26 protein-coding genes and 1 pseudogene are annotated in these 24,739 nt (G+C 72.0%); 16 read left to right on the top strand and 11 right to left on the bottom strand.

The genetic code is table 11. The annotated features are described in order from the left end of the window. The first annotated feature begins 136 nt into the window (after window positions 1-136). From R2S09_RS37535 to R2S09_RS37545, 3 genes are read left to right on the top strand one after another with little or no spacing between them, the layout of a single operon-like run. A complete protein-coding gene (locus tag R2S09_RS37535) occupies window positions 137-1,078 on the top strand; it encodes an ATP-binding cassette domain-containing protein (protein ID WP_316745639.1) in 942 nt (313 codons plus the stop codon). Then, the gene (locus R2S09_RS37540; RefSeq protein WP_306192659.1) at window positions 1,075-2,442 is read left to right on the top strand and encodes an ABC transporter permease; all 1,368 of its coding nucleotides are present in this window, start codon (window positions 1,075-1,077) and stop codon (window positions 2,440-2,442) included. The genes R2S09_RS37535 and R2S09_RS37540 overlap by 4 nt, the downstream gene beginning before the upstream one ends. Window positions 2,443-2,446: 4 nt before the next feature. Beyond that, window positions 2,447-5,194 (top strand): alkaline phosphatase family protein, encoded by a 2,748-nt coding sequence (locus tag R2S09_RS37545; protein WP_316745640.1) that lies wholly within the window; start codon window positions 2,447-2,449, stop codon window positions 5,192-5,194. A gap of 99 nt (window positions 5,195-5,293) precedes the next feature. Here the strand turns inward: R2S09_RS37545 and R2S09_RS37550 are convergent, their stop codons facing one another. Together R2S09_RS37550 and R2S09_RS37555 are read right to left on the bottom strand one after the other, a co-directional pair. Beyond that, entirely contained in the window at window positions 5,294-5,746 is a 453-nt protein-coding gene (locus tag R2S09_RS37550; protein ID WP_306192662.1) for a flavodoxin family protein, read from the bottom strand. A gap of 214 nt (window positions 5,747-5,960) precedes the next feature. Continuing rightward, window positions 5,961-6,980 carry an RNA polymerase sigma factor RpoD/SigA gene (locus R2S09_RS37555; RefSeq protein WP_306192663.1) on the bottom strand — a complete coding sequence of 340 codons (1,020 nt, stop codon included), beginning with the start codon at window positions 6,978-6,980 and terminating at the stop codon, window positions 5,961-5,963. Window positions 6,981-7,633: 653 nt separating this feature from the next. On the opposite strand from R2S09_RS37555, the gene R2S09_RS37560 reads away from it, so the two are divergent. After that, window positions 7,634-7,855 (top strand): hypothetical protein, encoded by a 222-nt coding sequence (locus tag R2S09_RS37560; RefSeq protein WP_316745641.1) that lies wholly within the window; start codon window positions 7,634-7,636, stop codon window positions 7,853-7,855. A 33-nt stretch (window positions 7,856-7,888) separates the two neighbouring features. On the opposite strand, the gene R2S09_RS37565 is transcribed toward R2S09_RS37560, so the two are convergent. Both R2S09_RS37565 and R2S09_RS40815 read right to left on the bottom strand, forming a co-directional pair. Then, entirely contained in the window at window positions 7,889-8,623 is a 735-nt protein-coding gene (locus tag R2S09_RS37565; protein WP_306192665.1) for a class I SAM-dependent methyltransferase, read from the bottom strand. A 368-nt stretch (window positions 8,624-8,991) separates the two neighbouring features. Next, window positions 8,992-9,867: pseudogene (locus R2S09_RS40815) on the bottom strand (MFS transporter); the annotation flags it as partial. Between the two features lie 376 nt (window positions 9,868-10,243). Between R2S09_RS40815 and R2S09_RS37575 the strand changes: the two are divergent. The 5 genes from R2S09_RS37575 (at window position 10,244) to R2S09_RS37595 (ending at window position 13,453) form a co-directional block, all read left to right on the top strand. Then, the gene (locus R2S09_RS37575; protein WP_030182417.1) at window positions 10,244-10,477 is read left to right on the top strand and encodes a hypothetical protein; all 234 of its coding nucleotides are present in this window, start codon (window positions 10,244-10,246) and stop codon (window positions 10,475-10,477) included. Between the two features lie 54 nt (window positions 10,478-10,531). Continuing rightward, window positions 10,532-10,828, top strand: coding sequence for an antibiotic biosynthesis monooxygenase (locus R2S09_RS37580; protein WP_316745643.1), 297 nt, complete (start codon window positions 10,532-10,534; stop codon window positions 10,826-10,828). Window positions 10,829-10,847: 19 nt separating this feature from the next. Then, entirely contained in the window at window positions 10,848-11,123 is a 276-nt protein-coding gene (locus R2S09_RS37585) for a hypothetical protein (protein ID WP_306192668.1), read from the top strand. Window positions 11,124-11,249: 126 nt separating this feature from the next. After that, on the top strand, window positions 11,250-12,248 hold the full coding sequence (locus tag R2S09_RS37590; RefSeq protein ID WP_316745644.1) for a DUF1259 domain-containing protein: 999 nt from the start codon (window positions 11,250-11,252) through the stop codon (window positions 12,246-12,248). Further along, a complete protein-coding gene (locus R2S09_RS37595; protein WP_306192670.1) occupies window positions 12,248-13,453 on the top strand; it encodes a cytochrome P450 in 1,206 nt (401 codons plus the stop codon). Before R2S09_RS37590 ends, R2S09_RS37595 begins: the two co-directional genes overlap by 1 nt. A 448-nt stretch (window positions 13,454-13,901) precedes the next feature. On the opposite strand, the gene R2S09_RS37600 is transcribed toward R2S09_RS37595, so the two are convergent. Further along, a complete protein-coding gene (locus R2S09_RS37600; protein ID WP_316745645.1) occupies window positions 13,902-14,687 on the bottom strand; it encodes a PP2C family protein-serine/threonine phosphatase in 786 nt (261 codons plus the stop codon). Window positions 14,688-15,406: 719 nt separating this feature from the next. Here R2S09_RS37600 and R2S09_RS37605 point away from each other — a divergent pair. Together R2S09_RS37605 and R2S09_RS37610 are read left to right on the top strand one after the other, a co-directional pair. Next, window positions 15,407-15,550 carry a hypothetical protein gene (locus R2S09_RS37605; RefSeq protein ID WP_316745646.1) on the top strand — a complete coding sequence of 48 codons (144 nt, stop codon included), beginning with the start codon at window positions 15,407-15,409 and terminating at the stop codon, window positions 15,548-15,550. 398 nt (window positions 15,551-15,948) lie between these two features. Further along, the gene (locus tag R2S09_RS37610; protein WP_316745647.1) at window positions 15,949-16,770 is read left to right on the top strand and encodes a CAP domain-containing protein; all 822 of its coding nucleotides are present in this window, start codon (window positions 15,949-15,951) and stop codon (window positions 16,768-16,770) included. 43 nt (window positions 16,771-16,813) lie between these two features. Here R2S09_RS37610 and R2S09_RS37615 read toward each other — a convergent pair whose 3' ends face one another. Together R2S09_RS37615 and R2S09_RS37620 are read right to left on the bottom strand one after the other, a co-directional pair. Continuing rightward, entirely contained in the window at window positions 16,814-17,230 is a 417-nt protein-coding gene (locus tag R2S09_RS37615) for a VOC family protein (protein WP_030182377.1), read from the bottom strand. Window positions 17,231-17,240: 10 nt separating this feature from the next. Further along, window positions 17,241-17,660 carry a helix-turn-helix transcriptional regulator gene (locus R2S09_RS37620; protein WP_306192673.1) on the bottom strand — a complete coding sequence of 140 codons (420 nt, stop codon included), beginning with the start codon at window positions 17,658-17,660 and terminating at the stop codon, window positions 17,241-17,243. 95 nt (window positions 17,661-17,755) lie between these two features. On the opposite strand from R2S09_RS37620, the gene R2S09_RS37625 reads away from it, so the two are divergent. Both R2S09_RS37625 and R2S09_RS37630 read left to right on the top strand, forming a co-directional pair. Further along, on the top strand, window positions 17,756-18,421 hold the full coding sequence (locus tag R2S09_RS37625) for a DUF3887 domain-containing protein (RefSeq protein ID WP_316745648.1): 666 nt from the start codon (window positions 17,756-17,758) through the stop codon (window positions 18,419-18,421). After that, window positions 18,418-19,335, top strand: a complete 918-nt coding sequence (locus R2S09_RS37630; protein ID WP_316745649.1) for a VC0807 family protein — start codon at window positions 18,418-18,420, stop codon at window positions 19,333-19,335. Before R2S09_RS37625 ends, R2S09_RS37630 begins: the two co-directional genes overlap by 4 nt. A 37-nt stretch (window positions 19,336-19,372) precedes the next feature. On the opposite strand, the gene R2S09_RS37635 is transcribed toward R2S09_RS37630, so the two are convergent. Both R2S09_RS37635 and R2S09_RS37640 read right to left on the bottom strand, forming a co-directional pair. After that, window positions 19,373-20,134 (bottom strand): IclR family transcriptional regulator, encoded by a 762-nt coding sequence (locus tag R2S09_RS37635; RefSeq protein ID WP_316745650.1) that lies wholly within the window; start codon window positions 20,132-20,134, stop codon window positions 19,373-19,375. Between the two features lie 86 nt (window positions 20,135-20,220). Further along, a complete protein-coding gene (locus tag R2S09_RS37640) occupies window positions 20,221-21,546 on the bottom strand; it encodes an MFS transporter (RefSeq protein ID WP_316745651.1) in 1,326 nt (441 codons plus the stop codon). A 74-nt stretch (window positions 21,547-21,620) separates the two neighbouring features. Between R2S09_RS37640 and R2S09_RS37645 the strand changes: the two genes are divergently transcribed. Continuing rightward, on the top strand, window positions 21,621-22,580 hold the full coding sequence (locus tag R2S09_RS37645; RefSeq protein ID WP_316745652.1) for a 2-hydroxyacid dehydrogenase: 960 nt from the start codon (window positions 21,621-21,623) through the stop codon (window positions 22,578-22,580). 299 nt (window positions 22,581-22,879) lie between these two features. Further along, entirely contained in the window at window positions 22,880-23,251 is a 372-nt protein-coding gene (locus tag R2S09_RS37650; protein WP_306192679.1) for a thioesterase family protein, read from the top strand. Window positions 23,252-23,320: 69 nt separating this feature from the next. On the opposite strand, the gene R2S09_RS37655 is transcribed toward R2S09_RS37650, so the two are convergent. Then, window positions 23,321-23,485, bottom strand: a complete 165-nt coding sequence (locus tag R2S09_RS37655; protein ID WP_167413952.1) for a hypothetical protein — start codon at window positions 23,483-23,485, stop codon at window positions 23,321-23,323. Window positions 23,486-23,555: 70 nt separating this feature from the next. Then, on the bottom strand, window positions 23,556-23,963 hold the full coding sequence (locus tag R2S09_RS37660) for an NUDIX domain-containing protein (protein WP_306192680.1): 408 nt from the start codon (window positions 23,961-23,963) through the stop codon (window positions 23,556-23,558). Window positions 23,964-24,193: 230 nt separating this feature from the next. Here R2S09_RS37660 and R2S09_RS37665 point away from each other — a divergent pair, with 230 nt between their 5' ends. After that, on the top strand, window positions 24,194-24,670 hold the full coding sequence (locus R2S09_RS37665; RefSeq protein ID WP_306192681.1) for a GreA/GreB family elongation factor: 477 nt from the start codon (window positions 24,194-24,196) through the stop codon (window positions 24,668-24,670). Window positions 24,671-24,739: the final 69 nt, after the last annotated feature.

Genomic DNA, 24,739 nt, shown 5'->3' on the forward strand with positions numbered 1-24,739 from the left:
TGCGACGGGGCGCTCGTCGACCGTCGGCGTGGCGAACGTCCGTCGCCTTCCGTTCGATGATCGTTCAACCAACGGTTCCTGACTGCGTCGTGTGCCGTCCCTAGGGTCCTTGAGGGTTTCGAAGGGGAAGGGGCTCATGGACATACGTCTCGCCATCCGGGCGCGCGGGATCACCAGGTGTTTCGGTGAAGTCGTCGCACTCGACGGGATCGATCTGGACGTGGAGCAGGGGCAGATCCACGGTCTGGTCGGACCGAACGGCGCCGGCAAGACAACGTTGCTCGGCCTCCTGCTGGGCCTGGCCGTCGCCGACAGCGGCAGCCTCGAGATCCTGGGCACGCCGGTCGGGCGAGCGCTCGCCGCTCCCGGCGGTGTCGCCGGATTCGTGGACGGACCCGGTCTCTACCCCTCGCTGACCGCACGACAGAACCTCGCCGCGCTGGCCGCGTTGCGCGGCCGCGGAACGCGGACGAGCGAGATCGACGACGTGCTCGACCAGGTCGGGCTCACCGATGTCGCCGACGACCGGGCCCGCGGCTTCTCCCTGGGCATGCGTCAGCGGCTCGGACTCGCCGCCGCCCTGCTCATCCGGCCCCGGCTGCTCATCCTCGACGAACCCTCCAACGGCCTCGACCCGGCCGGCAAGAAGCACGTCCACGGTGTCCTCACCCGGCTCGCGGCGGACGGCACCAGCGTCGTGCTCTCCAGCCACCGCATGGACGACCTCGAGGCGCTGTGCTCCGAGGTCACCATCCTCGCCACCGGACGGATCGTGTTCTCCGGCCCGCTGAGCAAGCTGGCCGCCGAGAACCGCGAACTCGCCTACCGGCTGCGCACCTCCGACCCGGAGGCCGCCCGCCGGCTGGCCGCCGACACGGCCGGCGTCCGGATCGCCGACGACGCCGGAGGACGGCGGGATACCGAGACGCTCGTCGTGCGCGCGCTGGTGCCCGCCCTCGACGAACTGGTGGTACGGCTCGTGCGCGGCGGTGTGGCGTTGCGCGAGCTCGCACCCGTGGTCTCGCCGCTCGAGGCCGCGTTCCTCGCCCTCACCGAGCAGCGGGAGGACGCCCGATGAGCGCGACCGTCGCCGTCGACCGCCCTGCCGGTGCCCGCCCCGTCCGCGTCTCGGTGGCGCGCGGCTACCGCTTCGAACTGGTCAAGCTGTTCTCGCAGTGGCGGATCCGGCTGGCCGTCCTCGCCTGCTGGCTCGCGCCGGGCCTGTTCGTCGCCGCGGTGAGCCGGCAGAGCACGCTGCCCACGGACACCCTCTTCGGCCGCTGGATGCACGCCACGGGATGGGCCGGACCGCTGGTGATGCTCGGTTTCGCGGGCACCTGGGCGCTGCCCCTGCTGACCTCACTGGTCGCCGGGGACGTGTTCGCCTCCGAGGACCGGCTGGGCACCTGGCGCCACCTGCTCGTGGCGGTCCGCTCCCCCCGGCGGATCTTCGCGGCGAAGGCACTGGCCAGCCTCACCGTGATCCTCCTGCTCGTGGCCGGGCTGGCCTGTTCGAGCGCGGCCGGCGGGCTGATGACGGTCGGCAACCGGCCGTTGGTGGGCCTCGACGGCCGTCTGCTGACGCCGTCGGACGCCGCGGGGCGGGTCCTGCTCGCGTGGGTCTGTGTCCTCGCCCCGACCCTGGCCCTCGCCGCGATCGGACTGCTCGGGTCCGTCGTGCTGGGACGGTCGCCGATGGGACTGCTGCTGCCCGCGCTCGTCGCGCTGGCGATGCAGCTCGCCCAGATGCTGCCGCTCCCCGTCGCGGTACGACTCGCCCTGCCCGGCTACGCCTTCATCTCCTGGAACGGCCTGTTCACCGGACCGGCGCAGCTCGGCCCGCTGCTGATCGGCATCGCCGTCGGCCTGGTGTGGGCGCTGATCGCGACCGTGCTGGCCTGTCTGCTCTTCCTCCGGCGCGACTTCACCAATCCGACCGACGACGGCTCGGGCCGCCGCGCCGTCACCGCGGCCGTCCTGCCGCTGGCCGGGCTGGTCGCCGCGGGTGTCGCGGTCGTCGCCGCGTCGACGACGGCCACGGCCACGGGCTCCGGGATCACCCAGGACAAGGTGCAGCGCTCGGTCGCCACGGCGTTCGCGCACCTCTACCGCATGCAGACCGAGCAGCTCCACCGCCCTGCCGTCACCGAAGCGCAGCTGAGGGCCACGGCGGCGTGCACCAAGGGCAGCGTCAGGGTCGCCGCCGAGGGCCCCGGCAACGACTGGCGCTGCGTCGTCTCCTGGCACCTCCCCGGCGTCGAGGCCACCGGGACGGCCGTCTACCAACTCGACGTCACCTCAGACGGGCGGTTCGTGGCCGACGGCGACGGACCGAAGGAAGTCAACGGCTACTTCCTGGTGCGGACCCCGAACGGGGACGCACCGAACCCACTTTGGCAGTTCGACGGCAACGTCGAGCTTCTTCGCACCTCGAAGGGATGACTCCATGCAGGTAACACGCCAGCGCCGGACTGTCGGGAAGGACCTTCTCGGCAGACGCATCGGCCGCCGGAGCACCCTCACGGCGACCGCCACCACGGTCGTCCTCGCGGTCACCGCCGGTATCGGTTACGCCCAGACGCGGCAGTTCGGCACCGACCAGGTCGGCCAGAGCACCGACCGGGGCCAGGTCGTCTCCAGCGACCAGTACATCGCCCCGTACGGTGACCGTCTCGTCATCGACAACGGCAAGATCATGTCGTCCTCGGTCAGCCCGGACGGCACCCACCTCGCGGCCTCGGTCACCGACGGGGGTGCCGCCCTGGCCATAGTCGACGTCAAGAGCTGGAAGGCGCAGCAGGTCGTCGGCACCGCCGCGTCGTCGACCCCGCGCCTGGCCAGCAACTCCGTGGGCCAGGAAGGGCCCACCTACTCCCCCGACGGCAAACAGCTGTGGCTGGGCCAGACCGACGGCTACACCAGGTTCACGGTCAACCCGGACGGCACCGTCACCGACCCGACCTCGATCACCATCCCGGCGGACGGGTCCAAGCACGCGCTGGTCGGCGAGGCGGTGTTCTCCGCCGACGGCTCCACCGTGTACTCCGCGGTCAACGGCCAGAACCGGGTGGTCGCCATCGACGCGGCGACCGGGGCCGTCAAGCAGAGCTGGGCCGTGGGCAACGCCCCGCGCGACATGGTCCAGGTCGGCGACAGGCTCTACGTCAGCAACGAGGGCGGCCGTCCGGCCAAGTCCGGCGACACCACCATGAACTCCTACGGCACCCAGGTGCCGGCCGACCCGAAGACCGGGGCCACCACGACCGGCACGGTCAGCGTCATCGACCTGGCGAACCCGGAGGCCGCCCCGACGAGCATCGACGTCGGTCTGCACCCCACCGCCCTGTACGCCAAGGGCAAGGCGCTGTTCGTCACCAACACCGCCACCAACAACGTGTCGGTCATCGACACCGCCAAGAACAAGGTCGTGCAGACCATCAACACCCAGCCGTGGCCGGAGGCGTCGGTGGGCTACGAGCCCAACGCGGTCACGCTCACCGACGACGGCCGCCTGCTGGTGACGCTCGGCCGCGCCAACGCCGTCGCCGTCTACCGGTACAAGAGCCCGCAGGAGCCGGTCAGCTACGTCGGTCTGCTCCCTACGGACTACTTCCCCGCGGAGATCACCACGGTCGGCAAGGAGGTGCTGGTCTCCAACACCCGTGGTGTCGACGCCCGCCGGCCCACCACCAGTGGCGGCCACGGCACCCATGACACGACGTCGAGCGTGCAGCGGTTCACGCTGCCGGACGACAGCGTCATCAGGTCCCAGACCGCCAAGGTCTTCCGGCAGAACGGCTGGAGTGCCGGCTCGGTCAAGCTGGCCAAGGGCAGGAACAAGGCCGAGCCGATACCGGTCCCGCACCGGATCGGCGACCCGTCGACGATCAAGCATGTCTTCCTGATCGTCAAGGAGAACCGGACCTACGACCAGGTCCTCGGCGACATCCCGCAGGGCAACGGCGACGCGTCGCTGACGCAGTTCGGCGAGAACGTGACGCCGAACCAGCACGCCATGGCCAAGCAGTTCGGGCTGTACGACAACACGTACGACATCGGCACGAACTCCGCCGAGGGTCACAACTGGCTGATGCAGGCCGACGACCCGGAGTACACCGAGTCCTCCGCCGGTGAGTACGCGCGCAGCTACGACACCGAGAACGACGCTCTCGGCCACCAGAAGTCCGGCTTCATCTGGACCGGTGCGCAGGCGGCCGGGAAGAGCGTGCGGGACTTCGGCGAGTTCCAGTCGCTCGAGAGCAAGCCGTCCGGCGCCACCTGGCAGAACCTGTACTGCGACGCCAAGAACATGGCGGCGACCGGGCAGACGACCGCCTACCCGATTCAGACGGGCTCGGCGATCCCCTCGCTCAACGATGTGTCGGTGCCCGGCTTCCCGATGTTCGACACCAGTGTCCCGGACGTCTACAAGTACGAGATCTGGAAGCAGGACTTCGAGAAGAACGGCCCGGCGAACCTGAACATGTTCTGGTTCTCCAACGACCACACGGGTGGTCCCGCGAGCGCCGCCGCTCAGGTCGCGGACAACGACCTCGCGGTCGGCAAGGTGGTCGACGAGATCTCGCACAGCAAGTACTGGAAGGACTCGGCGATCTTCGTCGTCGAGGACGACTCCCAGGCGGGCCTCGACCACGTCGACGGCCACCGTGCCCCGATCCAGATCATCAGCCCCTGGGCGCAGCACGGCACCGTCGACAGCCACTACTACTCGCAGATCACGATGATCCGCACCATCGAGCAGATCCTCGGGATCCACCCGATGAACCAGAAGGACAGCGCGGCCACGCCGATGGCCGGGGCGTTCACCAGGAAGCCCGACTACACGCCGTTCGAGTCGCTGCCCAACCGGACCTCGCTGACGGACGGTCTGAAGACCCCGCCGTCCTGTGGTGTGGACACCCCCGCGCCGCAGGACCCCAAGGCGGCGGCCGTGCCGGCGTCGAAGGTGCCCGCGGACAAGCAGCAGCTCGCGGCGGAGTGGGACCAGTGGAAGTCGAAGCAGAGGCTGACCGGGCCGGGCGCGGTGCCCGACTACGCCAACCCCGCGCAGATGAACCACCTCACGTGGTACGAGACGCACAACTGGACGAAGCCGTACCCCGGCGAGAAGAAGATCTACGCGCCGAAGGACGTGCCGGGCGCCTACATCCCCTCGTCGGAGTCCGAGGGCTGACATAGGCTCCTTCCCTTCACGGGCCCCTGGCCGGCGCCGCCACCGCCGGCCGGGGGCCCGCCACGTCCTTCGTTCGAGCGGGTCGGCGCGGGCCGGGTGTCAGGCCATCAGGCCTGCCGCGACCATGGCGCCCAGTTCCCAGCACGCCTCGGTGTCGCTCTTGTCCGGCTCGCCGGTCACGGTCACCGCGTCCGCCGCTCGTCGCCAGCCCAGGCCGGTCGTGATCGACTCGATTCCCCGTACCGCACCCGTCACGTCGTTGCCCCCGTGGACGTAGAAGCCGAACGGCCGGCCGCGTGTGGTGTCCAGGCACGGGTAGTAGATCTGGTCGAAGAAGTGCTTGAGGGCGCCGGACATGTAGCCGAGGTTCGCCGGTGTGCCCAGCAGATAGGCGTCCGCGGCCAGGACGTCGGAGGCCGTCGCGGCCAGGGCGGCCCGCCGCACCACCCGGACGCCCTCGATCTCCGGCGCCGTCGCACCGGCGACGACGGCCTCGAACAGCGCCTGACAGTTCGGCGACGGCGTATGGTGCACGATCAGCAAGGTACCCACACCCCGAACCCTGCCCCGGCGCCCCTCGCGCCCGCAACATCGCCGCCCGGCCGGCCGCTGTGTCAGAGGACAGCTGGAACACCTGCTGCCCAGCCGGGAGGACCGGCACGGCGCCCAGGGTGGGACCGACCCGTGATGCATGTTCCTTTTGGGGCTCGTGTGAGTCGACGACCGCTCGTCCGCGGTCGTTCTTCGCCCAGGGAGCGTACTCCCGTCAACTCGCCCACGCCTGGAGGCGTTCGCCCGGCTCCTGCTCCCTGAGCAGGGCGAGGGACTGCTTCTCCAGCTGGCGGACCCGCTCGCGGGTCAGGCCGATGTGTTCCGCGACCTCCTTGAGGGTGCGCTGGCGCCCGTCGTGGAGGCCGTAGCGGAGGCTGAGGATGAGCGCCTCGCGTGGCGCCAGGGTGTCCATGGCCTCGCGCAGTTCCTCGGCGAGCGCCTGGTACTCGGCGACTTCCGGGGCCTGCAGCACCTCGCTGTCGGGGATCAGGTCACCGACCACCGTCTCGCCGGTGTCGTCCACCGGCATGTCCAGACTGATCACCTGCCGGCCGACGCGCCGCAGCCAGGCGACCCGGTCCTCGGCGACACCGCCGTCCCGGGCGACCTCTTCGACGGTGGGCTCGCGCCCGAGGTGCAGCTGAAGCTTGCGTTCGACCTTCGCGATCTTGTGCAGTTGCTCCACGACGTGCATCGGCAGCCGTACCGAGCGGGCGTGCGTGGCCAGGCCCCGTTCGATCGCCTGGCGGATCCACCAGGTGGCGTAGGTGGAGAACTTGAATCCCTTGGTGTGGTCGAACTTCTCCACGGCCCTGATGAGGCCGAGATTGCCCTCCTGGATGACGTCGAGCATGGGCAGACCGCGGTGGGCGTGTCGTTTGGCCATGGCCACGACGAGCCGGAGATTGGCCCGCACCATGTGGTCCTTGGCCTCCTGGCCGTCGTGCACCGCGAGCTCCAGTTCCCGTCGGTGCCGCGGCTCGAGCTCACGCCCGTCGTTCTCCGCCTGTGCCAGTTCCTCCGTGGCCTGCACGCCGGCCTCGATGCGCCGCGCCAGCCGTACCTCGTCCTCCGCGTCGAGCAGCGGGGTCGCCCCGACCTGCCGCAGGTACTGGCCCAGCAGATCGGGATCCCCGTCCGGCTCGGGCGCCGGATTGTGCCGCTTCGTGGCGCGGGCGGGGGCCCGTCGGCCGTCCCGTACGGACGCTGTCGTCTTCCGTGTCGCGGGAGCCATGGTCGCGCTCCTCATTTCCTCGCGATGTCCTCGCGTCCAGGATGGCCCGAGTACCCGGCGGTCCGGGGGCCGTGCCGGGCATTGGGTAAAGCAATCGTATGGTCTAGTCCGGTGCGGGGAATGCGGCGATCGCCGCGGTGAGCTCCGGGGCGGCGACTGCCGTCCAGCGGCCTCCGGGCACCACGGCGCGGGAGCAGCGAGGCCGGCCGGTCGGCCGTGGCCGCGCGCTCGTCCTTGCCCCCGACCGCCACGAGCGCCGGCACCCGGATGCGTCCGATCAGTTCCACCGGCGTGTGACGAGCGAATCCGGCTCGCGGGGGAGCGCCGCCGGGTCCGCGTCGCCCGCCCGCAGCCACTTCCCGGCCTGCCCCTCCGGTCAGTCCGTCGCGAACGTCCCGAACCCGGCCGGCACCCACCGCTGGAACGACTCGCCCCCTCCCCGTCTCCGGCGCCGATCAGCCGGCGCGGCCACTGGCCGGCGACCACCGCCCGGACACCCCGAGTTGGTCTAGGCCAATACCCCGCCCTGCCGGGACCAGCCGGCGCTGTGCCAGTCGCGTTCATCACCGTCGACGACGGCTGGAACCACGACCCTGCCGCCCAGAAATCGCTGCTCGACCGGCAGGTGCCCACCTCGCTGTTCCTGCTGCCGGATGCGTAGGCGTGCGACCCCCGGGTATTTCCCCCACCCTGCTCGACCACGGCCGTTCCCGGCCGGGGACCACACCGCCGACCATCCGGATCCGACCACGCTGGACGCCGCCGGGCAGGAGGCGGAGATCCGCGGGGCACACGACCACGACCTCGCCGGGTTCGGCGACAGCCCGCTGCTGATGCCGAAGCCCGCCCCGCCGCGGGACTGCATCGGCGGGTGATGACGGGACGGCGGGCGGCGGGGCCGCGGCGGATCAGGCGTCGCGCCGGAAGAGGGCGGCCCACAGGAAGGGTTCGCCGAAGTACGCGGACTCGGGCGGTTCGTCGCGCATGAGCCGCAGTTCGACCTCTGTCAGGTCGGAGAAGATCCGGCGCAGCGCCTGGGGGCTGTAGGCGAGCCCGCCGTGGAGGCGGGCATCGCGGTAGAAGGCCGCGTCGGGGAGGTCGGAGCCCCCGGCCTCCCCGTCCGTGAAGCAGGTGAGCGCGAAATGGCCGCCCCGAGCGAGGAGTTGGTCCAGCAGGGAGAGGTAGCTGATGCGGCGGTGGGGCGGCAGGTGGTGGAAGCAGCCCGAGTCGTGGATCAGGTCGTAGCCTCCGCTCAGCTCGGTTCCGGCCAGCGTGAAGGCGTTCCCCTGATGGAACCGGACGCGGGCCCCGGCCTCACGGGCGCGTTCCTCGGCCCAGCCGATGGCGGCCGGGGAGAGGTCGACGGCGTCCACCTGGAAGCCGAGGGAGTCCAGGTACAGTGCGTTGCGTCCGGGCCCGCAGCCCAGGTCGAGCGCCCGGCCCGGGGTGATGAGCCCGCGGTCGACGTACGAGGCGAGACTCTCGTCCGGCTTGGCCGCGAAGAACGGCACCGGTCTGGAACGGTCGCCGTAGAAGCTGTCCCACCAGCCGGCCGCGCCGCTCGTCCAGCGGTCGGCCTGAGGCGTGAACAGGTCGTCCAGGAGTCGCAGCACGTCCTCGACGGTACGGATGTTCCGGTCCATCCGGCCCCCTTTCCCGATGACCGGACAGTACGGCCGGACACCGCGAAATCCCAGCTCACGTCGTACGCCACGGAGGCATGGACAGCTGATGGCGAGGCTCCGGGGAGTGCCGGCGAGCAGCGGCCCGGGCCCCGCACGCGCGGCCGCCCCGCCCCCCGCCGAGGGGCGTCACGACGGCTTCCCGCGTGGAGCTCGGGCCGGTTTCTGAACCCGTTCTCCTGACGGTCGTGTCCGCGTGACCGTCGCGGCCGAGTCCCGGTCCTTCTCAGGGAGTCGGAGTCCCCGTGGGAGCCGAGGCCGGCGTGGGCGTCGGGTCGGCCGCGGGCGCGAGTCCCGTGGGGGCAGGACGCCACCTTCCGTACGGCGGAGAAGACGACGGGCAGGGCCGACGCGGGCGTGGCCACCGCGCAGATGATCACGGCGAGGTGCAGGCCGAGCAGGTCGGCCAGGAGTCCGCCGGCCGCGGCGCCGAGCGGCATGGTTCCCCAGACGAGGAAGCGGTTGGCCGCGTTCATCCGCGCCAGGAGGCCGTCCGGGGTGGTGGCCTGGCGGAGGCTGACGGCGTTGACGTTCCAGACGCTGACGCCGATGGCGGTCACGGTGAATCCGAGGAGCAGCCAGGCGGTGGTGCCCTTGCTCGGCGCCCGGGCGGCCAGCAGAAAGCCCGCGTTGAGGGCGGCACCGACCACGATGGCGGGCCCCACGCCGATCCAGGCGTTGAGCCGTGGGGTGAGGAGCGAGCCGGCGAGGTAGCCGAGTCCCGCCACCGCGAGGACGGTTCCGACCGTGGCGGGAGACAACCGCAGTTCACGTACGGCGTAGGTGAGGAAGACGGCCAGCAGTCCCGCGGTCCAGAAGTTCAGCCATGCCGCGCCGACGGCCAGCGGACGGATGTAGGGATGGGTCAGGCAGAAGCGCAGCCCCGCGCGGATCTGGACGAGCAGGCTGCCGGACCCGGCCGCGGCCGGCGGTGCGGGCACCGGGGGCAGGCCGCGCAGCAGGAGGGCGGAGACCGCGTAGCTCAGCGCGTCCACCGCCAGCGCCAGCGGCGCGGTGAGTGCCTGGACGAGGGCGCCGCCGAGGGCGGGTCCGGATGTCTGGGCGGTGGCCCGCCCCGCTGGGTGGACGACGGCACGGCCGACACGATCGTCGGCGCCCGCCGCGCAGCGGTGCGCGGCCGCAACGCGATGGCCACGGAGACCCTGGCGGGCCTCGGCGTCCGCCCCGACCCGGCGGCCCCCCATCTGTGGCTGCCCCTGCCCGAACCCTGGGGCGTCGGGCAGTTCACCGCGGCGGCCCGCGACGCCGGCGTCCTGGTCTCCCCCGGCGACGAGTACACCACCAGCCGGCGGCAGAGCGCCTTCGGCGTGCGCATCGGCCTCAACGCGGACGTCGACGACGACGCGCTGCGCCGGGCCCTGCTCAGCCTGGGGGGACTGCTCCACACCAGCCCCCGCGGCCCGAACAGCTGACCGACGCCCGGCCGGTGCGCCGCTCACCCGTTCGCGTCACGCCGCAGGCCGCCGAGTTGCGCCGCCGATGGGCCGCCCACAGGCTCATGGGTGTACCGGCGGCCGGGCCCTGTTCCCGCCCGCTGCGGGAAGCGGATGGAGGAAGTCGATGGCGACGTGCGAAGTCTGCGGCAATGACTACGAAATGGCCTTCGAAGTACGAGCCGCCGGAGCGGTGCACGTCTTCGACAGCCTGGAGTGCGCGGCCCAGCGCATGGCTCCGAACTGCGACAACTGCAACTGCCGGATCCTCGGCCACGGGCTGCAGACGGACGGGCAGTTCTTCTGCTGCGCCCACTGCGCCCGGCAGAAGGGCCACGCCCAACTGGTCGACCACGCCTGACCGGTGCGATGGCAGCGCCGGCGTACTGACGTCGGCGCTGCGGAGGAGGCCACCATGGAGGAGTACTACGTCTGGGTGACGACACGCCGTCTTCAGCCGGGCGCCTTGGAGGAGTTCGAGAGGGCGTGGCGTCCCGAACCGTATCCGCGGGGTCTGCACCGCTCCTACGCGTACTGGTCGGAGGACGGGCAGGAGATCACCGGCGTGTCCTTCTGGGAGTCCCAGGAGGCCTGCGACGCCTGGCGGTCCTCCGAGTCGGAGGCTCAGCGGCGCGCGTCCATGGCCCCGTACGTCGTGGAGGAGCGCGAGGGCTTCTACCGCGGCCGTCAGCTCGCCGTTCCCCAGCGGTAGCGGTCGGGCGGCTGACAGCATGAGCGAGATCGTCGTCGTCTACGAACTCGACAGACCGGTGGCCACCTCGACGGAGCCGGCGGGTGGTGAGCGTCCGTCCGTCCGCAGGGTGCACGCGGCACCCACCGCTCCGGGCTCGCACACCGAGACGGGGCCGCGCACACTGTGCGGCAAGGACACCTTCGCCATGGTGAGGGCTGCCCGTCAGCCGTCCGAGCGGCAGGAGACGCCCTGGTACCCGGCGGAGCACCGAGCCGTGCTCTGCCCCGACTGCGACGCCGTGATCGAGACGTGAGCGGCCACCCGGGGTCGCGCTGTTGAGCCACCTGGATGGGCTCGTGAGCCACGTGGATGGATGTGGCGTGCGGATCACCGGTCCGGGCCGTCGTCCGTGCTTCCATCGCGCCAGGAGGCACATGACATGGCTGACGACCGACAGCAGACCACCCGCTCCGTTCTCCCCGCGTCCCGGCGCCGTGTGCTCACCGTGGCCGCCCTGACGCCCGTCCTCACCGCGGTGCCGACCACCGCCGGCGCCGTGTCCGCCGGGCGGACGGAGCACGCGCCGGTCGAGCCGGTGATGACCCGGCTCGCGGACTGGGCGGACGTGGGCAGGGCCCTCGGCCGGCCCGGCGACATGAAGCGGTTCATGTACCACACGGGCCTGCCGCGCCGGGACCTCACGGTCTTCTCCCACGGCATCCGGATCGACCCGGCCCTCGCCCTCGGCACGCACGTGTCCTTCGTGCGCTACGCCGACCACAGCACTCTCCTCATGGGCGACGCGGTGGTCACCGAGTGGGAACTGCAGGGCTTCATCGACGTCCTGCAGCGGCACGGGATCATGCAGACCGCCATCCACAAGCACCTGCTGGCCCACGAGCCGGATGTGTGGTGGGTCCATGTGCACGCCCACGGCAACGATCCGGTGGCCGTCGCCAGAGGTCTGCGCGCCGCCTTCGCCCACACCGGCACCCCGCCCGCCGAGCCGGTCACGGCCTCGCCGCCCGTGCGCCTGGACACCGCCGCGATCGACGCGGCGATGGGCGTCAAGGGCTACTCCGACGGCCGGATCTACAAGTGCATCTATGTCCGCCGCGAGACCATCCTCGACGGCCACCTGATCCTGCCTCCCGGACTGGGCTCCACCACCTCCGTGAACTTCCAGCCGCTCGGCGGCGGACGGGCCGCGATCAGCGGCGACCTGGTGATGACCGCCTCGGAGGTGCAGCCCGTTCTCGTGGCACTGCGGCGCGGCGGGATCGAACTCGTCGAGGTCCACCACCACAACCTGACCGACGAACCGCGCCTGTTCTTCGTCCACTACTGGGCCGTCGGCGATGCCGTGAGACTCGCCGGGGCCCTGCGCCGCGCCGTGGACACCACCAATGTCGTACCGATGTCCGGAGGAGCCGGCTGATGACCGGGGAGAAGGAAACGATCACCTGCCCGTTCGACTTCAGCGAAGCGCTGGAGTTCGATCCCGTGCTCGCGGACCTGATGCGCCGCGATTCCCCCGCACGGATCCGGCTTCCCTACGGTGATGCCGACGCCTGGCTCATCACCGGCTTCGACGCCGTCAAGCAGGTGACCACCGACCACCGGCTCAGCCGGGCGGGCATCGTCGGCCTCGACTACCCCCGGATGACCGCGGAGCCCATCGTCTCGCCCGAGTCGATCAACGTGATGGACCCGCCGCACAGCAGCCGCGTCCGCCACCTGGCCTCCCAGGCCTTCACCCAGCAGCAGGTCGACGCCATGCGGCCGCGGATCGCCCGGCTCACCGACGTCCTGCTGGACGAGATGGAGCAGGACGGCCCGCCGACGGATCTGGTCCGGCATCTCTCCGACCCCCTCCCCCAGCACACGGTCCTGGACCTCCTCGGCATCGAGCGGCAGGAGTGGCCGCGGATCGAGGAGTCCGTGCACCAGCTGCTCGTCGTCGGGCCGGAGAACAAGGAGACCGCCGCGACCGCCAAGGCGGACCTGACGGCCTACTTCGCCAAACTCGTCGAACAGCGCCGCGACTCGCCCGGCGACGACCTCATCAGCGCGATGGCCGCGGCCCGGGACGGCGAGGAACAGCTGGACGACAGGGAACTGGCGGTCATGACGCTGATGCTGGCGCTCAGCGGCCAGGACACGGCGACCTGCCAGATCAGCGACATCACCTATCTGCTGCTGACCCGTCCCGAGCTGATGGACCACCTCAGGCGCCGGCCGGAGACCCTGACCGACGTCCTGCACGAGCTGCTCCGCCACATCCCGTTCCGCAAGGGGGTCGGGATCCCCAGGGTGGCTCTGGAGGACATGGAGCTGGACGGCGTGCGGATCCGGGCCGGCGACTTCGTCCACGTGTCGTACCTGACGGCCAACCGGGACCCGGAGCGCTACCCGAACCCGCACGCCATCGACCTCGACCGGCCCACCAGCCCCCACATGACGTTCGGCTGGGGCGGCCACCGGTGCATCGCGATGCCGCTCGCCATGGCGGAGCTCGAGGTGGCCATCGGCCGGCTTGTGGAGCGCTTCCCCGGGCTGCGGCTCGCGGTGGCGCCCGAGGAGGTGCGGTGGGACACCAAGACGATCCGGCGGTTTCCGCTGGAGCTGCCGGTGGCCTGGTAGCGGCCGGTCACGCCGGGGCCCCGTCGGCCACGCCGGCCATGCCGGGCGCGCCCCGGGTCACCCCGGGCCCGCCGCCGGTCCCCGCCCCCCGGGGACGGGTGGGAGACGGGGACCGCGGCCTCGGCATCCGCACGGAGTCGGGTGGGAGCCGAGACGAGGAAAGCTATCGCCGTGAGGCGGAGGTGTCGTTCCTTCGCAGGGGTGAAGCATTGGCCACGCGTTCGCGCTCGGCAAGGCGAGCCGCTGCTGGGTCCTAGGGCCTTTCGTTTGGCTCAGGCCGGATCAGGGAGCGGCGTCTGGTGCTGGGGGCACCTCCCACGCCGTTCAGGCAGTGGGGGAGCATCGCAAGGCGGAGGAGGGCGTCATGGCGGAGCCATGGCAACCGACGACAACGCGGCGAGGCGCGGCGCCAGGGGCCGCGAGCCCGGCGTGATCCAAACGCAAGGCCCTAGGCGACCCGGTCGAGGGCGACCATCGCGACATCGTCCACCAGTCGGTCCTCGGTGTGCACGATCAGGCTCTGGTGCAGTTGGTCCAGGAACTCCCTGGGGGTGCGGGCGTGGCGCACCGATTCCATGTGCTCGGGCAGGGCGAAGAAGTCGTTGTCGCGGTTGCGCGCCTCGATCACCCCGTCGGTGTGCAGCAGCAGCCGGTCACCGGGCAGGAACGGATAGCACTCCGGCTCGGCGGGCGGGCCCGCCATGAGGTCCTCCAGGCCGAGGGGCGGCTGCGGTGAGTCGGGCACCAGGGCCTGAGCCCTCCCCCGGCGCAGCACCATGGGTGGCGGGTGGCCGCGGTTGACCACCTCGACCACGGATCCGTCCGGCACCTGGGCCACCAGTGCGGTGACGAAACACTCCCCCTCCGGTCCGCCGTCCGCCGCCTCCTCGGCCGCGGACTCCCGTCGCAGCGCGGCGGCGCAGTGGTTCATGACCTCCGCCAGGTCCTCGTCGTAGTGCGCGGCCTCCCTGAAGGCACCCAGCACGGCAGCGGCAGACCGCACGGCCGGCAGCCCCTTGCCCCGGACGTCCCCCACGATCATCCGGACCCCGTACCGGGTCTGCACGGCCTCGTACAGGTCGCCGCCGATCTGCGCGCCCGACTCGGCCGCGAGATACATGCTGGCCGCCCGCAGCGGTCCCAGCCGCGCGGGGACGGGATGCAGCAGAACGCTCTGCGCCGCCGCGGCGATGCGGCGGATCTGGTCGAGTTCGCCCTGGCGTCGCGCCTGCATGGAGTTGCTCGTGGTGACGCGGGCCCTCGGCGGGCAGGCCCTCCTCCGCTGGCCACGGAGACCACCAGCAGGCCCAGGAGGTTGCTGTAGACCTGCTCGCCGTGCCAAGCCCCGTGGAGGGTGGCGCTGATCAGGGTGACGGCGAGGGCTCCGGTCGCCGCGGCCAGGATGCCTTTGGGGCCCATCGTCAGCGACGCCAGCGCGGGCATCGCGGTGAGCAGAGGGCCGGTGTACATCATGTGTCCGGGCGAGAGCTCGATCGCCAGCCCGAACAGCACGATCAGGAACGGCACGCTCTGGGTGAGTCTCAGCAGGACCGCATGGTCTCCCGAACCCTGTTGCCGGGCCGAACGGGAGAGCAACCGCATGAGTCCAGCCTGCCTCGCTGACGATGAGTGGTCCACTTGCCGCCGAAACCCCTTGAGAAGCGTGATTAATTATATTTAATGCCTTGAGCTGTCCGGGCGGCTGACGCGGCGTACCGGCGATCGTCCGCTGGTGGTCTGCGGCATGTTCCTGGCCGCCCTGGGGCTGGGCGGCGACCGGAGCCGATGCCGCCTACCCGCTGCTGGTGGTCCCGATGATGGCCGCGGGGTTCGGCACCTCCTTCGCGCTGACCGGCTCCACCGCCACGGTGATGGCGGGCCGCACCGGAGGCGTACGCGGGGGCCACCTCCGCCCTGTTCCATACCCTCCGCCAGATCGGCAGCGCCACGGGTGTGGCACTGGGGGGCAGCCTGCTCGCCATGGCCACCACCGGCGCCGCCGGGCTGCGCACGAGCATGGCCGTCGGCGCGCTCGGCTATCCCACCGCGGCAGGCCTCGCATGGCTGTGCGTCCCGGCGAGACGCACGCTTGCGTGACATCCGTCACACCAACTCGGCCAACTATGCATCCGGAGTAGTAGACGGCGCTCTGACGACATATAGGACTTGTCCGGCTTGACGTAGGCACGCGTGCCGGCGGGCATGACGGGATGCCGCCCGCTCGGCGGCGCCGCTCCTTCTCCCTCGGCGGCGGATTTCTGACGGGGCGGCAGTACGCGGCGAAGGCCGCACGAGTCCGGTCAGCATGCACCCGCTCACCTTTGCAAGAGCCAACTCCAGCTACGAAGCCGGATAGTAGAAGGAGTCTTTGTGCTGCCGGTAAAGCCGTCCTAAGAATGACGATCACAGCACGTCGCCGCCGTAGTCCGGCAGCGCACTGACGTGCGGATCCAGTCACGTAAGGAGCGCTCGGCGATCACCGAGTGAGGTCACGCATGAGCAAGCATCGCAAAAAGCAGCCTTACCGGCGGATAGTCATCGCCGCCGCAGCCATCGGCGCTCTGGGAGTGCCGTCCATCGCCCTGGCCTGTAGCGACTGGCCGGGCGGCGGAGAGAGCCAGTCCCCGCGCGCCGGGGCCGAGGCCACCACGACGTCGTGGCAGCACACCCACGGCGGACGGCACCACGGGCACGGTCACCGGCACGGCCACAAGGGTGGGAAGCCGAGCCCGACGGCTTCGGCGACCGCGACCCCCACGCCGAGCGCCCCGAGCACCGCCGCGCCCAAGCACAGGACCACCGCGCCCGCGCGCACCGTGCACACCACCGCCATCCCCCGGCACAAGGCAGGCGGCTCCTCCACGACTCCGAAGGCGACGACCGCCCCCACCGCCACGGCCGCTCCCTCGCAGAGTGCCCCGCAGGCCGCCGCGACAGCGTCCCAGGCCACCGCCCGTGTCGTGCAGCTCGTCAACGCCGAGCGGGCCAAGGTCGGTTGCTCGCCCCTGACCGTGAACGCGGACCTCACCAAGGCCGCCCAGGCGCACAGCGAGGACATGGCCGCCCACCAGAACATGTCGCACACCGGATCCGACGGGTCGTCCCCGGGCGACCGGATCACCCGCGCCGGCTACACCTGGAGCGCGTACGGCGAGAACGTCGCCTACGGCTACTCCACTCCGGAGCAGGTCATGTCGGCCTGGATGGCCAGCCCCGGCCACAGGGAGAACATCCTCAACTGCGGGTACAAGGAGATCGGCGTCGGTCTCGCCCAGCCCGGCAGCTACTGGACCCAGGACTTCGGCACCGAACGCTGACACCGCACACCGACACCGCTCGCCGGCACGTGGGACCGTGGTCTCACGGCCGGCGAGGCTGGTTGAAGCGCAGCATGTTCCCGGAGGGATCGCGGAAGGCGCAGTCGCGGACACCGTAGGGCTGGTCGGCCGGCTCCTGGAGCACCTCGCCGCCCGCGTCGCGAATGCGCTCGAAGGTGGCGTCGCAGTCGTCGGTCCGGAAGATGACGGCGCGCAGCAGCCCCTTGGCCAGCAGTTCGGCCATGGCCTGGCGGTCGGCGGGCGAGGCGCTCGGGTCCGCGAGGGGCGGTTCGAGGACGATGTCCACGTCGGGCTGCGAGGGCGCCCCGACGGTCACCCAGCGCATGCCCTCGTACCCGACGTCGTTGCGCACCTCCAAACCGAGAACGTCCCGGTAGAAGGCCAGCGCCTTGTCGTGGTCGTCGACGGCGATGAAGCACGTGGAAAGCTTGATGTCCATGGGCTTCACGCTACGAGCGGGGGGCGGGTTCCGCTCCCCCGTTCCGGACGGGTCGCATATGGATCTTGGCGATGCAGGGCGGGATGGCGGCTCCCTCGTCATGGCCACGGGCCCGGTACGAGCTCGGGCTCTCCCCGACCAGCTCGGTGAAGCGCGAGCTGAACGAGCCCAGCGACGTACAGCCGACGGCGAAGCAGACCTCCGTGACCGTCATGCCACCCCGCCGCAGCAGCGCCTTGGCCCGCTCGATCCGGCGCGTCATCAGGTAGCTGTACGGCGTCTCCCCGTAGGCGGCGCGGAAGCTGCGGGAGAAATGACCCGGCGACATGAGGGCGACACGCGCCAGCGCCGCCACGTCGAGCGGCTTCGCGTAGTCGCGGTCCATGACATCACGGGCCCGGCGCAGCCGGACGAGGTCTTCCAGCGTCACCGGCCCAGCATCCCACAGCGCGGCCGCCGCCGGTGCGGATCCGGGCGGTGTAAAGGTTCCTTGACACCAATCGGCCGTCAAGGCACCTTTACATCGTGAGCGACAGCGAAGACAACGCCCCGGGAGCCGCCGACGCGGCGGACCGGCAGGTCATGGCCTGGACTCTGAAGACCAACGCGGAGCTCGCCGTGAGCGTCCTCATGGGCGACCGGGAGACAGGCGGCGAACCGGTGCTGGCCGCGCTCGCGGCCTCCCGCGGCCTGGCCCGGGTCGTCGACGACATCCAGCGCAGCCTTGTCCGCCAGGCCCGGAACCGCGGCCTGAGCTGGGCGGCCATCGGCGAGATGCTGCACGTGACCCGGCAGGCGGCGTTCCAGCGTTTCGGCGGGCCCGGGGAAACGGCGGGCCCGGGCGACACACCGGAGGCCGCCGCCCTGCTGCCCGGTGCGGCCGAGGAGGCGCTGCGCGTGCTCGCGCTGTTCACGGAGCAGCGGTGGGAGGAGATGCGCTCCCGTTTCGATGCCCGTATGGCACAGGCGGCCCCGGCCGACCTGCTGCGCACCGTCTGGCAGAAGGCCGACCGTGAACGCGGTGCCTTCCGGACCATGGGCACGCCGTCCGTCCGGGCCGTCTCCGGCTACACCGTGGTCGACGTTCCGATGGCGTACGAGCGCGGCGAGCTGATGCGGCGGGTCGCCTTCAACGCCGATGGACAGGTCGCCGGCTTCTTCGCTCTGCCGGCAGAAACGGAACGATCATGACAGAGTCGCACCGCCCGCACGGCCGGGCGCCCTTGCCGGCCGCCGGACCCGGCGGCGGGCGGCGGCACTCGCCCGCGGTCCTCCTCGTCCTGGCGTCGCTGTCGCCACTCGCTCTGTACTATCTGCTCCGGCCGGTCGTCCACAGCGACGGGACCTCGCTGGCGATCGCCGCGGCCGCCCCGGTCGGCCTGGCCCTGGCCTCGCCGCTGACCGGACGCCGCTCGCTGTGGGGCGGCCTGCTGGTCGCCGCGGGTTTCGGTCTCGCGCTCGCCGCCACGGTGCTGTCCGGCGGGAGTTCGCTGCCGCTGAAGCTGTACCGTCCGCTGGCGACCGGCGTCTTCGGCCTGGCCTGTCTCATATCGGTCGCGGTACGGCGGCCGTTGGTGGAGCACCTCCTGCGGGCCGCCGCCCGCCGCGACCCCCGGGTCCGGGCGGCCCTCGCGCGCGCCGACGACGGCGCTCGGCTGCGACGCCGCCTCACCGGCATCACGCTGATCGTGGGAGTCGTCTGCCTCGCGGAGGCGGCGGTCACCACGGCACTCGCCTTCTCCCTTCCCACGGGCGCCTTCCTGGTGACCTCGCGCGTGATCCGATGGGCCGTGGCCGCACTCGGCGTGGCCGCCGCGCTCCTCCACCGGTACCGGACCGGCAAGGGCCACCCGCAGCCGGCCGGAGGAAGCACGCCGGCCGGAGGGGGCGCGCAGGCCGCAGGGAGCACGCAGGCCGGTGGGAGCGCGCCGGCCGGCGGGCCGGCCGCTGACGACGGACACGGCCGGAACGCGGAGAAGACCGCCTGGTTCGGCCCCCGACGGCACGGTTTCGGCTGGGGCCCCCGCACCTGGCAGGCCCGCCTCATCGTCCTGACCGCCGTCGGCGCCCTGGTCGTCCTCAGGCTGGTCCTCGGCTCGCACTGATCGACAGGGCCTGGCCCTTCGTGTCCGGGTCGGGGGATCAGGGGGCCATGTGTGCGGCGATGTCCTCCACGCACTGCCGCAGCGCGGGCGCGTGGGCGCGGAGTTGGTCGGCTTCGGTCAGGATGACCGTGGCCGCAAGCGAGACGGCCAGGGGCGGGGTGCTCTCGGGGGGGCGGGGCAGCGCGGCGGCGATGGAGCGGACGCCGATCTCGTTCTCCTCGTCGACCTCGGACCAGCCCCGCTGTCGAACGAGTGCGAGCTCGGCGCGGAGCCGGCCGGGATCGGTGATCGTGCGGGGTGTCACCGCCGGGAGCGGTCCGGACAGGAGCTGTTCGCGTTCCTCCTCCGGCAGCGCGGCGGCGAGGGCCTTGCCGAGCGAGGTGGCGTGCCAAGGGTTGCGGGTCCCCTCGGCGCTGCGCAGCTGGAGGTGCTGGGTGCCCTGGACGGAGAGCACGAGCAGGACGTCGGCGCCGTGGAGGATGCCGGCGATGACGGGCAGCCCGGTGCGCGCGGCCAGGCGGCGCATCGGTGCCGCGGCGGCGGAGTAGCCGGCCGGTGAGCGCTGGAAGCCCCGGGACAGCTCCAGGACGCGCCAGCCCAGCGCGTAGCGCCGGGCGTCCTCGTCGTAGGTGGCGAACCGCTCCTCGACGAGCCGGCCGAGGATGCGGTGGGCGCTGCTGACGGGGAGCTGCGCGGCGCGGGCGGCGGCGCTCACGCCGAGTCCGGCGGGGTGCTCGGCCAGTACGGTCAGCAGCCGCAGTCCCCGGCCCAGCATGTCGTCGCCGGATGGTGTGGTCACCGTGTACGCCTCCGTGGTTCCGTGCCCCCGACGCTGTGGGTCGGTGCGGCGGCCGTCGGCGCCCCGCTCGGCCGCCGCGTCGGCGATCACGGTACCGGGACCGGCCGGGAGGCCGTCGGCTCGGGGACCGCCAGGGTCAGCCCCGCGGCGAGCAGCGCGCAGACCGCCATCAGCCCGAAGGCGCCGGCGTCACCGAGCTGCGTCCCGCGCACCCAGCCGACCAGATAGGTACCGGCGAAGGAGCCGAGCGCGCCGAAGGAGTTGACCAGCGCGACGGCGGCGCCGGCGATCCCGGGCGGGGCGAGCGTCGAGACCAGGGCGAAGTACGGTCCGTACGGCGCGTACAGGCACAGGCCCGCGACGACGAGCAGGGCGAGGGCCACGGGGAAGTGGCTGCCGGCGGCGTAGGAGGCGAGGAGGGCGAGGCCGCCGCAGCCCAGCCACGGCCACACGGCGGCGCGGCGCCGGCCGCTGCGGTCGGACAGGCGGGAGTTGAGCAGCATGACGCCGGCCGCGCAGGCGTACGGGATGGCCGTGAGCAGTCCGGTGGCGCCGATGCCCTCGCCGGAGCCCTTCTTGATGATCGCGGGGAGCCAGAAGACGAAGCCGTACATGCCGAAGGACCAGAAGAAGTACTGCGCGGCCATGGTGAGTACCGGGCCCGAGCGCAGCACCGTGCGATACTGGTCGCGCAGGGCGCCGGACACCGGAGGCGCGGCGGCCTGTTCGGCGGCCAGGTCGGCACGCAGCAGGGCGAGTTCGTCTTCGGGCAGCCGGTGTGCCTGCTCGGGGCGGTCCTTGATGAGCCACAGGCAGCACAGGCCCCACAGCACGGAGGGCACGCCCTCGGCGATGAACATCACGCGCCAGTCGGAGACCGACACCAGCCAGCCGGACAGCGCCGACAGCCACATCACGGTGATCGGGTTGCCGAGGATGAGGAACGTGTTGGCGCGTCCGCGCTCGCCGCGGGTGAACCAGCGGCCGAGCAGCATGACCATGGACGGCAGCACCGCGCCCTCCACGACACCCAGCGCGAAGCGGACCGCGATGAGCTGGGCGGGGCTGCTGAGCAGTCCCTGCGTGACGGCGAGCAGCCCCCAGGCGACGGTGGACCAGGCGACCAGCCGGCGGGCGCTGCGTTGCTCGGCGTAGATCGTCCCGGGGATCTGGAAGAAGAAGTAGCCGAGGAAGAACGAGGCGGCGATCAGCGAATCGGCCCCCGCGGACAGCCGCAGGTCGTCGGCCATGCCGCCGGCGGAGGCGATCGCGTAGTTGGACTTGTCGAGATAGGCGAGCGAGTACGTGACGAACGCGACCGGCATCATGTGGCGGGCGCGGGCGGACCTCCAGAAGCCGGAGTGCGCGGCCTTGGCTCTGGCGGTGTCGGTGGCAGGTGACGTCGCTGTCATCCCTGACCCCCTGTTTTCCGTGGAATGGAAAGTGTTTCACTGGACGGGAAGAACCGTACGAGAAGGAGAGCCCGATGACCAGAGCCCTTCACGACACCGCCACCGACGCCACCGACGTACTCGTCCCGTGGCCGGACCTGGACCGGCGGCACGGGCCCTGGCCCGCGGGCGTCGGGGTGCATGTCTGGGACGGTGTGACACCGGGCAGCGAACCCGCCGAGGACGTCCTGGCCCGCGTCGGCCTGTGGGTGATGCCCTACGCCGTACCGGACGCCGTACACCTGCTGCCGCGGCTGCCGCACCTGCGCGCGGTGCAGTCGCTCAGCGCCGGCGTGGAGAAGCTGCTGCCTCTCCTGCCCCCCGGGGTCGGCCTGCACAACGGCCGCGGCCTGCACGACGCCTCCACCGCCGAGCATGCCCTCGGCCTGATCCTCGCCGCACAGCGGGACCTCCCACAGTGGGTCGCCGACCAGGCCGCGGGACGCTGGGAGCCCCACTTCACGCGGTCCCTCGCGGACACGACGGTGACGATCGTCGGCTACGGCTCCATCGGCGCCGCCCTCGAACAGCGCCTGCTCGCCTGCGAGGCCCGCGTCGTCCGCGTCGCCCGCCGGGCACGCCCCGAACAGCACGTCCACGCCGTGGCCGAGCTGCCCGCCCTGCTCCCGGCCACCGACATCGTCGTCCTGGTCCTGCCCGAGAACCCGGGCACGGTCGGGCTCTTCGGCGTCAAGGAGCTGGCCGCTCTGCCCGACGGCGCCCTGGTCGTCAACGTCGGCCGCGGCCGCACCCTCGACACACAGGCCCTGCTCGACGAGACCCGCGACGGCCGGCTGCGAGCCGCACTGGACGTCACCGACCCCGAGCCCCTGCCGGCGGGCCACCCCCTGCGCCGGGCTCCCGGGGTCCTCGTCACCCCTCATGTCGCCGGCGGCTCCGCCGCGTTCCGCCCGCGCGCCGAACGCCTGATCGTCGATCAGATCCAGCGCTTCGCGACCGGCCGCCCCCTCCTCCACCCCTTCCCACGCGACTGACCCGCCTCACGGGCGGCCTGCGTGCCGTGGGACGGGTCGGTGGTGGAGTCAGGACTGGGGGCGTTTCCCGTGGTTCGCCGGGTGGTTGCGGCGGGACTTCTTCTTGCGGCGTCGCTTCGAGGACATGGGAACCTCCTCGTGATGGGGGGTGTATGCCACGGCGCGACCTGTTGCCCAAAGGCGGGCACAACAGGCATTTCCACTCCGCATCCTTCCACAGCGGTCCTGGTACCGCGATCCCGGTGCGCATGGCCACTGGCCGGTCGGCGCCCGGATCCGGAAGCGGTTAGCGTGGTGCGATGCGACATGTGGTGACCGATGCCGACACCGCGGAGTCGGTGGGCAGCGGTGACGTGCCGGTGCTCTCCACCCCGCGGCTGATCGCGTGGATGGAGGCGGCGACCGTGGAGGCCGCCGCGGCCTTCACCGCGGCAGGCCAGACGACCGTGGGCACGGCGATCCGCGTCGAGCACCTGCGCGCCACGCCCGTGGGCGGGCGCGTGGAGGTCGCCGCCGAGGCCCCTGCCGCGCCCGCGGGCCGGCGGCTCACCTTCCTCGTACGGGCCGTCGACGGCTCGGGCGCGCTCGTCGCCACCGGGGAGATCGACCGGGCGATCGTCGATCGCGGCCGGTTCCTCGCCGCGACGGCCGGCCCCGAAGCGGGCCGCTGACCGGCCGTCCGCCCGGCCGGGCCCTCCGTCGCGCTGCGCGTCTTGGTCGCGCTGTCCGTCGTCGAGGCGCTATTCGTCGCGTTCGAAGTCGGCCTCCCATTCCTCCTTGTCGAGCGCCCGCTGGGCGGCGAAGTACAGGTCGTACACGAAGCTGCGGGCCTGCTCGGGCGACAGGGCGGGCGCCTCGCGCAGCAGCCGTTCGGTCCAGGCGGAGATGTTCTCGTCGTCGCTCATGTCTCCAGCCCACTGCCTTCTCGGGCCGAGCGCCACCGCAACCGTCCGGACGGCTGGTGCGGCGCCCGGCTCATACGGGTGTGTGCCCCTCCAGGTAGTCGCGTACGACGTCGGGCAGCCCGGCGTTCTCGGGCCGCCCGGCACGCACGAGTTCCGCTGCCGCGACCCAGCGGATCCGCTCCGGAGCGAGCCGCGCCCCGTCCGACGGCGCCTCGGTGAGCAGCTGGCACACCACGGCCACCGGTGCGCGCGCCTCCCCGCCCACCGCTGTCGGCGGGCCCAGCGTCGTCGAGCCGTCGACGAGGTACCCGGTGAGCTCGTGGACGACGCGCGCCGCGGTGGCCGGCGCCGTCTCGGCCGGCTCCGGGGCGCCCGAGGGCAGCCGCCAGCCGCCGTCGGGCTGTTCCACCAGCAGCACTTGTCCGTCGTACACGACGACCGCCCGCACCACGCTCTCGGCAGCCGGCTCCGGCGCCATGGCCCCCACCTTCCCGTCGCTCTTCACACGGCCCGTACGGCAGGTCGGTCTCCGCCGCCCGTCCCGTCCTCCTACCCGGGGCTCGGCAGTTGACGCCCTGCTGGGAGTGCTCCCCGGCCTTCTCCCCGGTCGCGCCGGCAGCCGGCGGCGGACTGAGCAGCACCGAGACGATCTCCGCATTACGCTGCATATGAGGACGTTCTCCGCACGACCGCACCACGGGAGCAGGAATGGCCGGTGAGCCCAGACCGATCAGCGGCGAAGCCCGTCGCGCACTCGAACAGGAACTCGCCGATCTGCGCTCCGAGCGCGCCACGGTCGCGGCGACCCTCGGCAGCACGGATTCGCCGGGGGACGCCGCCGACCAGGCCGATGAACTGCAGCGCGCCAACCAGTTGGAGCACCTGGACGACCGCATCACCCAGATCACCGACCGGCTGCGCGAGTCAGCCACAGCGGGGCTGCCCAGCACCGACGCGGTCGGGGTGGGCTCCACGGTCACCGTCCGGTTCGCGGACGGGACCGTGGAGACGGTCCAGATCAGCGAGATGGCCGAGGAGCGGGCCCACACGCTGGTCACCGCCGACAGCCCGCTCGGCCGCGCGCTCCTCGGCCACCGTGCCGGCGACACCGTCGGATACGACGCGCCCGACGGGCCGTCGGCGGTCACCGTGCTCTCCCTGGGGGAGCCGGGCGAAGGCACCTGACGGTCAGGAGACGGGCGGCCCGGCCGTCTCTGCGGTTGCCGTGCGGTGGCTGGGCTCGGGGTGGTGGAT

Origin of the sequence: Streptomyces sp. MK7 (assembly GCF_032658145.1) — a bacterium.
GTDB classification, from domain to species: domain Bacteria; phylum Actinomycetota; class Actinomycetes; order Streptomycetales; family Streptomycetaceae; genus Streptomyces; species Streptomyces spiralis.

Excerpts from the sequence above, each read along its gene's own strand:
- R2S09_RS37535 (WP_316745639.1), top strand. The coding sequence starts at position 137 with ATGGACATACGTCTCGCCATCCGGGCGCGCGGGATCACCAGGTGTTTC.
- R2S09_RS37540 (WP_306192659.1), top strand. The coding sequence starts at position 1,075 with ATGAGCGCGACCGTCGCCGTCGACCGCCCTGCCGGTGCCCGCCCCGTC.
- R2S09_RS37545 (WP_316745640.1), top strand. The coding sequence starts at position 2,447 with ATGCAGGTAACACGCCAGCGCCGGACTGTCGGGAAGGACCTTCTCGGC.
- R2S09_RS37555 (WP_306192663.1), bottom strand. The coding sequence starts at position 6,980 with ATGGCTCCCGCGACACGGAAGACGACAGCGTCCGTACGGGACGGCCGA.
- R2S09_RS37560 (WP_316745641.1), top strand. The coding sequence starts at position 7,634 with ATGCGTAGGCGTGCGACCCCCGGGTATTTCCCCCACCCTGCTCGACCA.
- R2S09_RS37565 (WP_306192665.1), bottom strand. The coding sequence starts at position 8,623 with ATGGACCGGAACATCCGTACCGTCGAGGACGTGCTGCGACTCCTGGAC.
- R2S09_RS37575 (WP_030182417.1), top strand. The coding sequence starts at position 10,244 with ATGGCGACGTGCGAAGTCTGCGGCAATGACTACGAAATGGCCTTCGAA.
- R2S09_RS37580 (WP_316745643.1), top strand. The coding sequence starts at position 10,532 with ATGGAGGAGTACTACGTCTGGGTGACGACACGCCGTCTTCAGCCGGGC.
- R2S09_RS37585 (WP_306192668.1), top strand. The coding sequence starts at position 10,848 with ATGAGCGAGATCGTCGTCGTCTACGAACTCGACAGACCGGTGGCCACC.
- R2S09_RS37590 (WP_316745644.1), top strand. The coding sequence starts at position 11,250 with ATGGCTGACGACCGACAGCAGACCACCCGCTCCGTTCTCCCCGCGTCC.
- R2S09_RS37595 (WP_306192670.1), top strand. The coding sequence starts at position 12,248 with ATGACCGGGGAGAAGGAAACGATCACCTGCCCGTTCGACTTCAGCGAA.
- R2S09_RS37600 (WP_316745645.1), bottom strand. The coding sequence starts at position 14,687 with ATGCAGGCGCGACGCCAGGGCGAACTCGACCAGATCCGCCGCATCGCC.
- R2S09_RS37610 (WP_316745647.1), top strand. The coding sequence starts at position 15,949 with ATGAGCAAGCATCGCAAAAAGCAGCCTTACCGGCGGATAGTCATCGCC.
- R2S09_RS37615 (WP_030182377.1), bottom strand. The coding sequence starts at position 17,230 with ATGGACATCAAGCTTTCCACGTGCTTCATCGCCGTCGACGACCACGAC.
- R2S09_RS37630 (WP_316745649.1), top strand. The coding sequence starts at position 18,418 with ATGACAGAGTCGCACCGCCCGCACGGCCGGGCGCCCTTGCCGGCCGCC.
- R2S09_RS37640 (WP_316745651.1), bottom strand. The coding sequence starts at position 21,546 with ATGACAGCGACGTCACCTGCCACCGACACCGCCAGAGCCAAGGCCGCG.
- R2S09_RS37645 (WP_316745652.1), top strand. The coding sequence starts at position 21,621 with ATGACCAGAGCCCTTCACGACACCGCCACCGACGCCACCGACGTACTC.
- R2S09_RS37650 (WP_306192679.1), top strand. The coding sequence starts at position 22,880 with ATGCGACATGTGGTGACCGATGCCGACACCGCGGAGTCGGTGGGCAGC.
- R2S09_RS37655 (WP_167413952.1), bottom strand. The coding sequence starts at position 23,485 with ATGAGCGACGACGAGAACATCTCCGCCTGGACCGAACGGCTGCTGCGC.
- R2S09_RS37660 (WP_306192680.1), bottom strand. The coding sequence starts at position 23,963 with ATGGCGCCGGAGCCGGCTGCCGAGAGCGTGGTGCGGGCGGTCGTCGTG.
- R2S09_RS37665 (WP_306192681.1), top strand. The coding sequence starts at position 24,194 with ATGGCCGGTGAGCCCAGACCGATCAGCGGCGAAGCCCGTCGCGCACTC.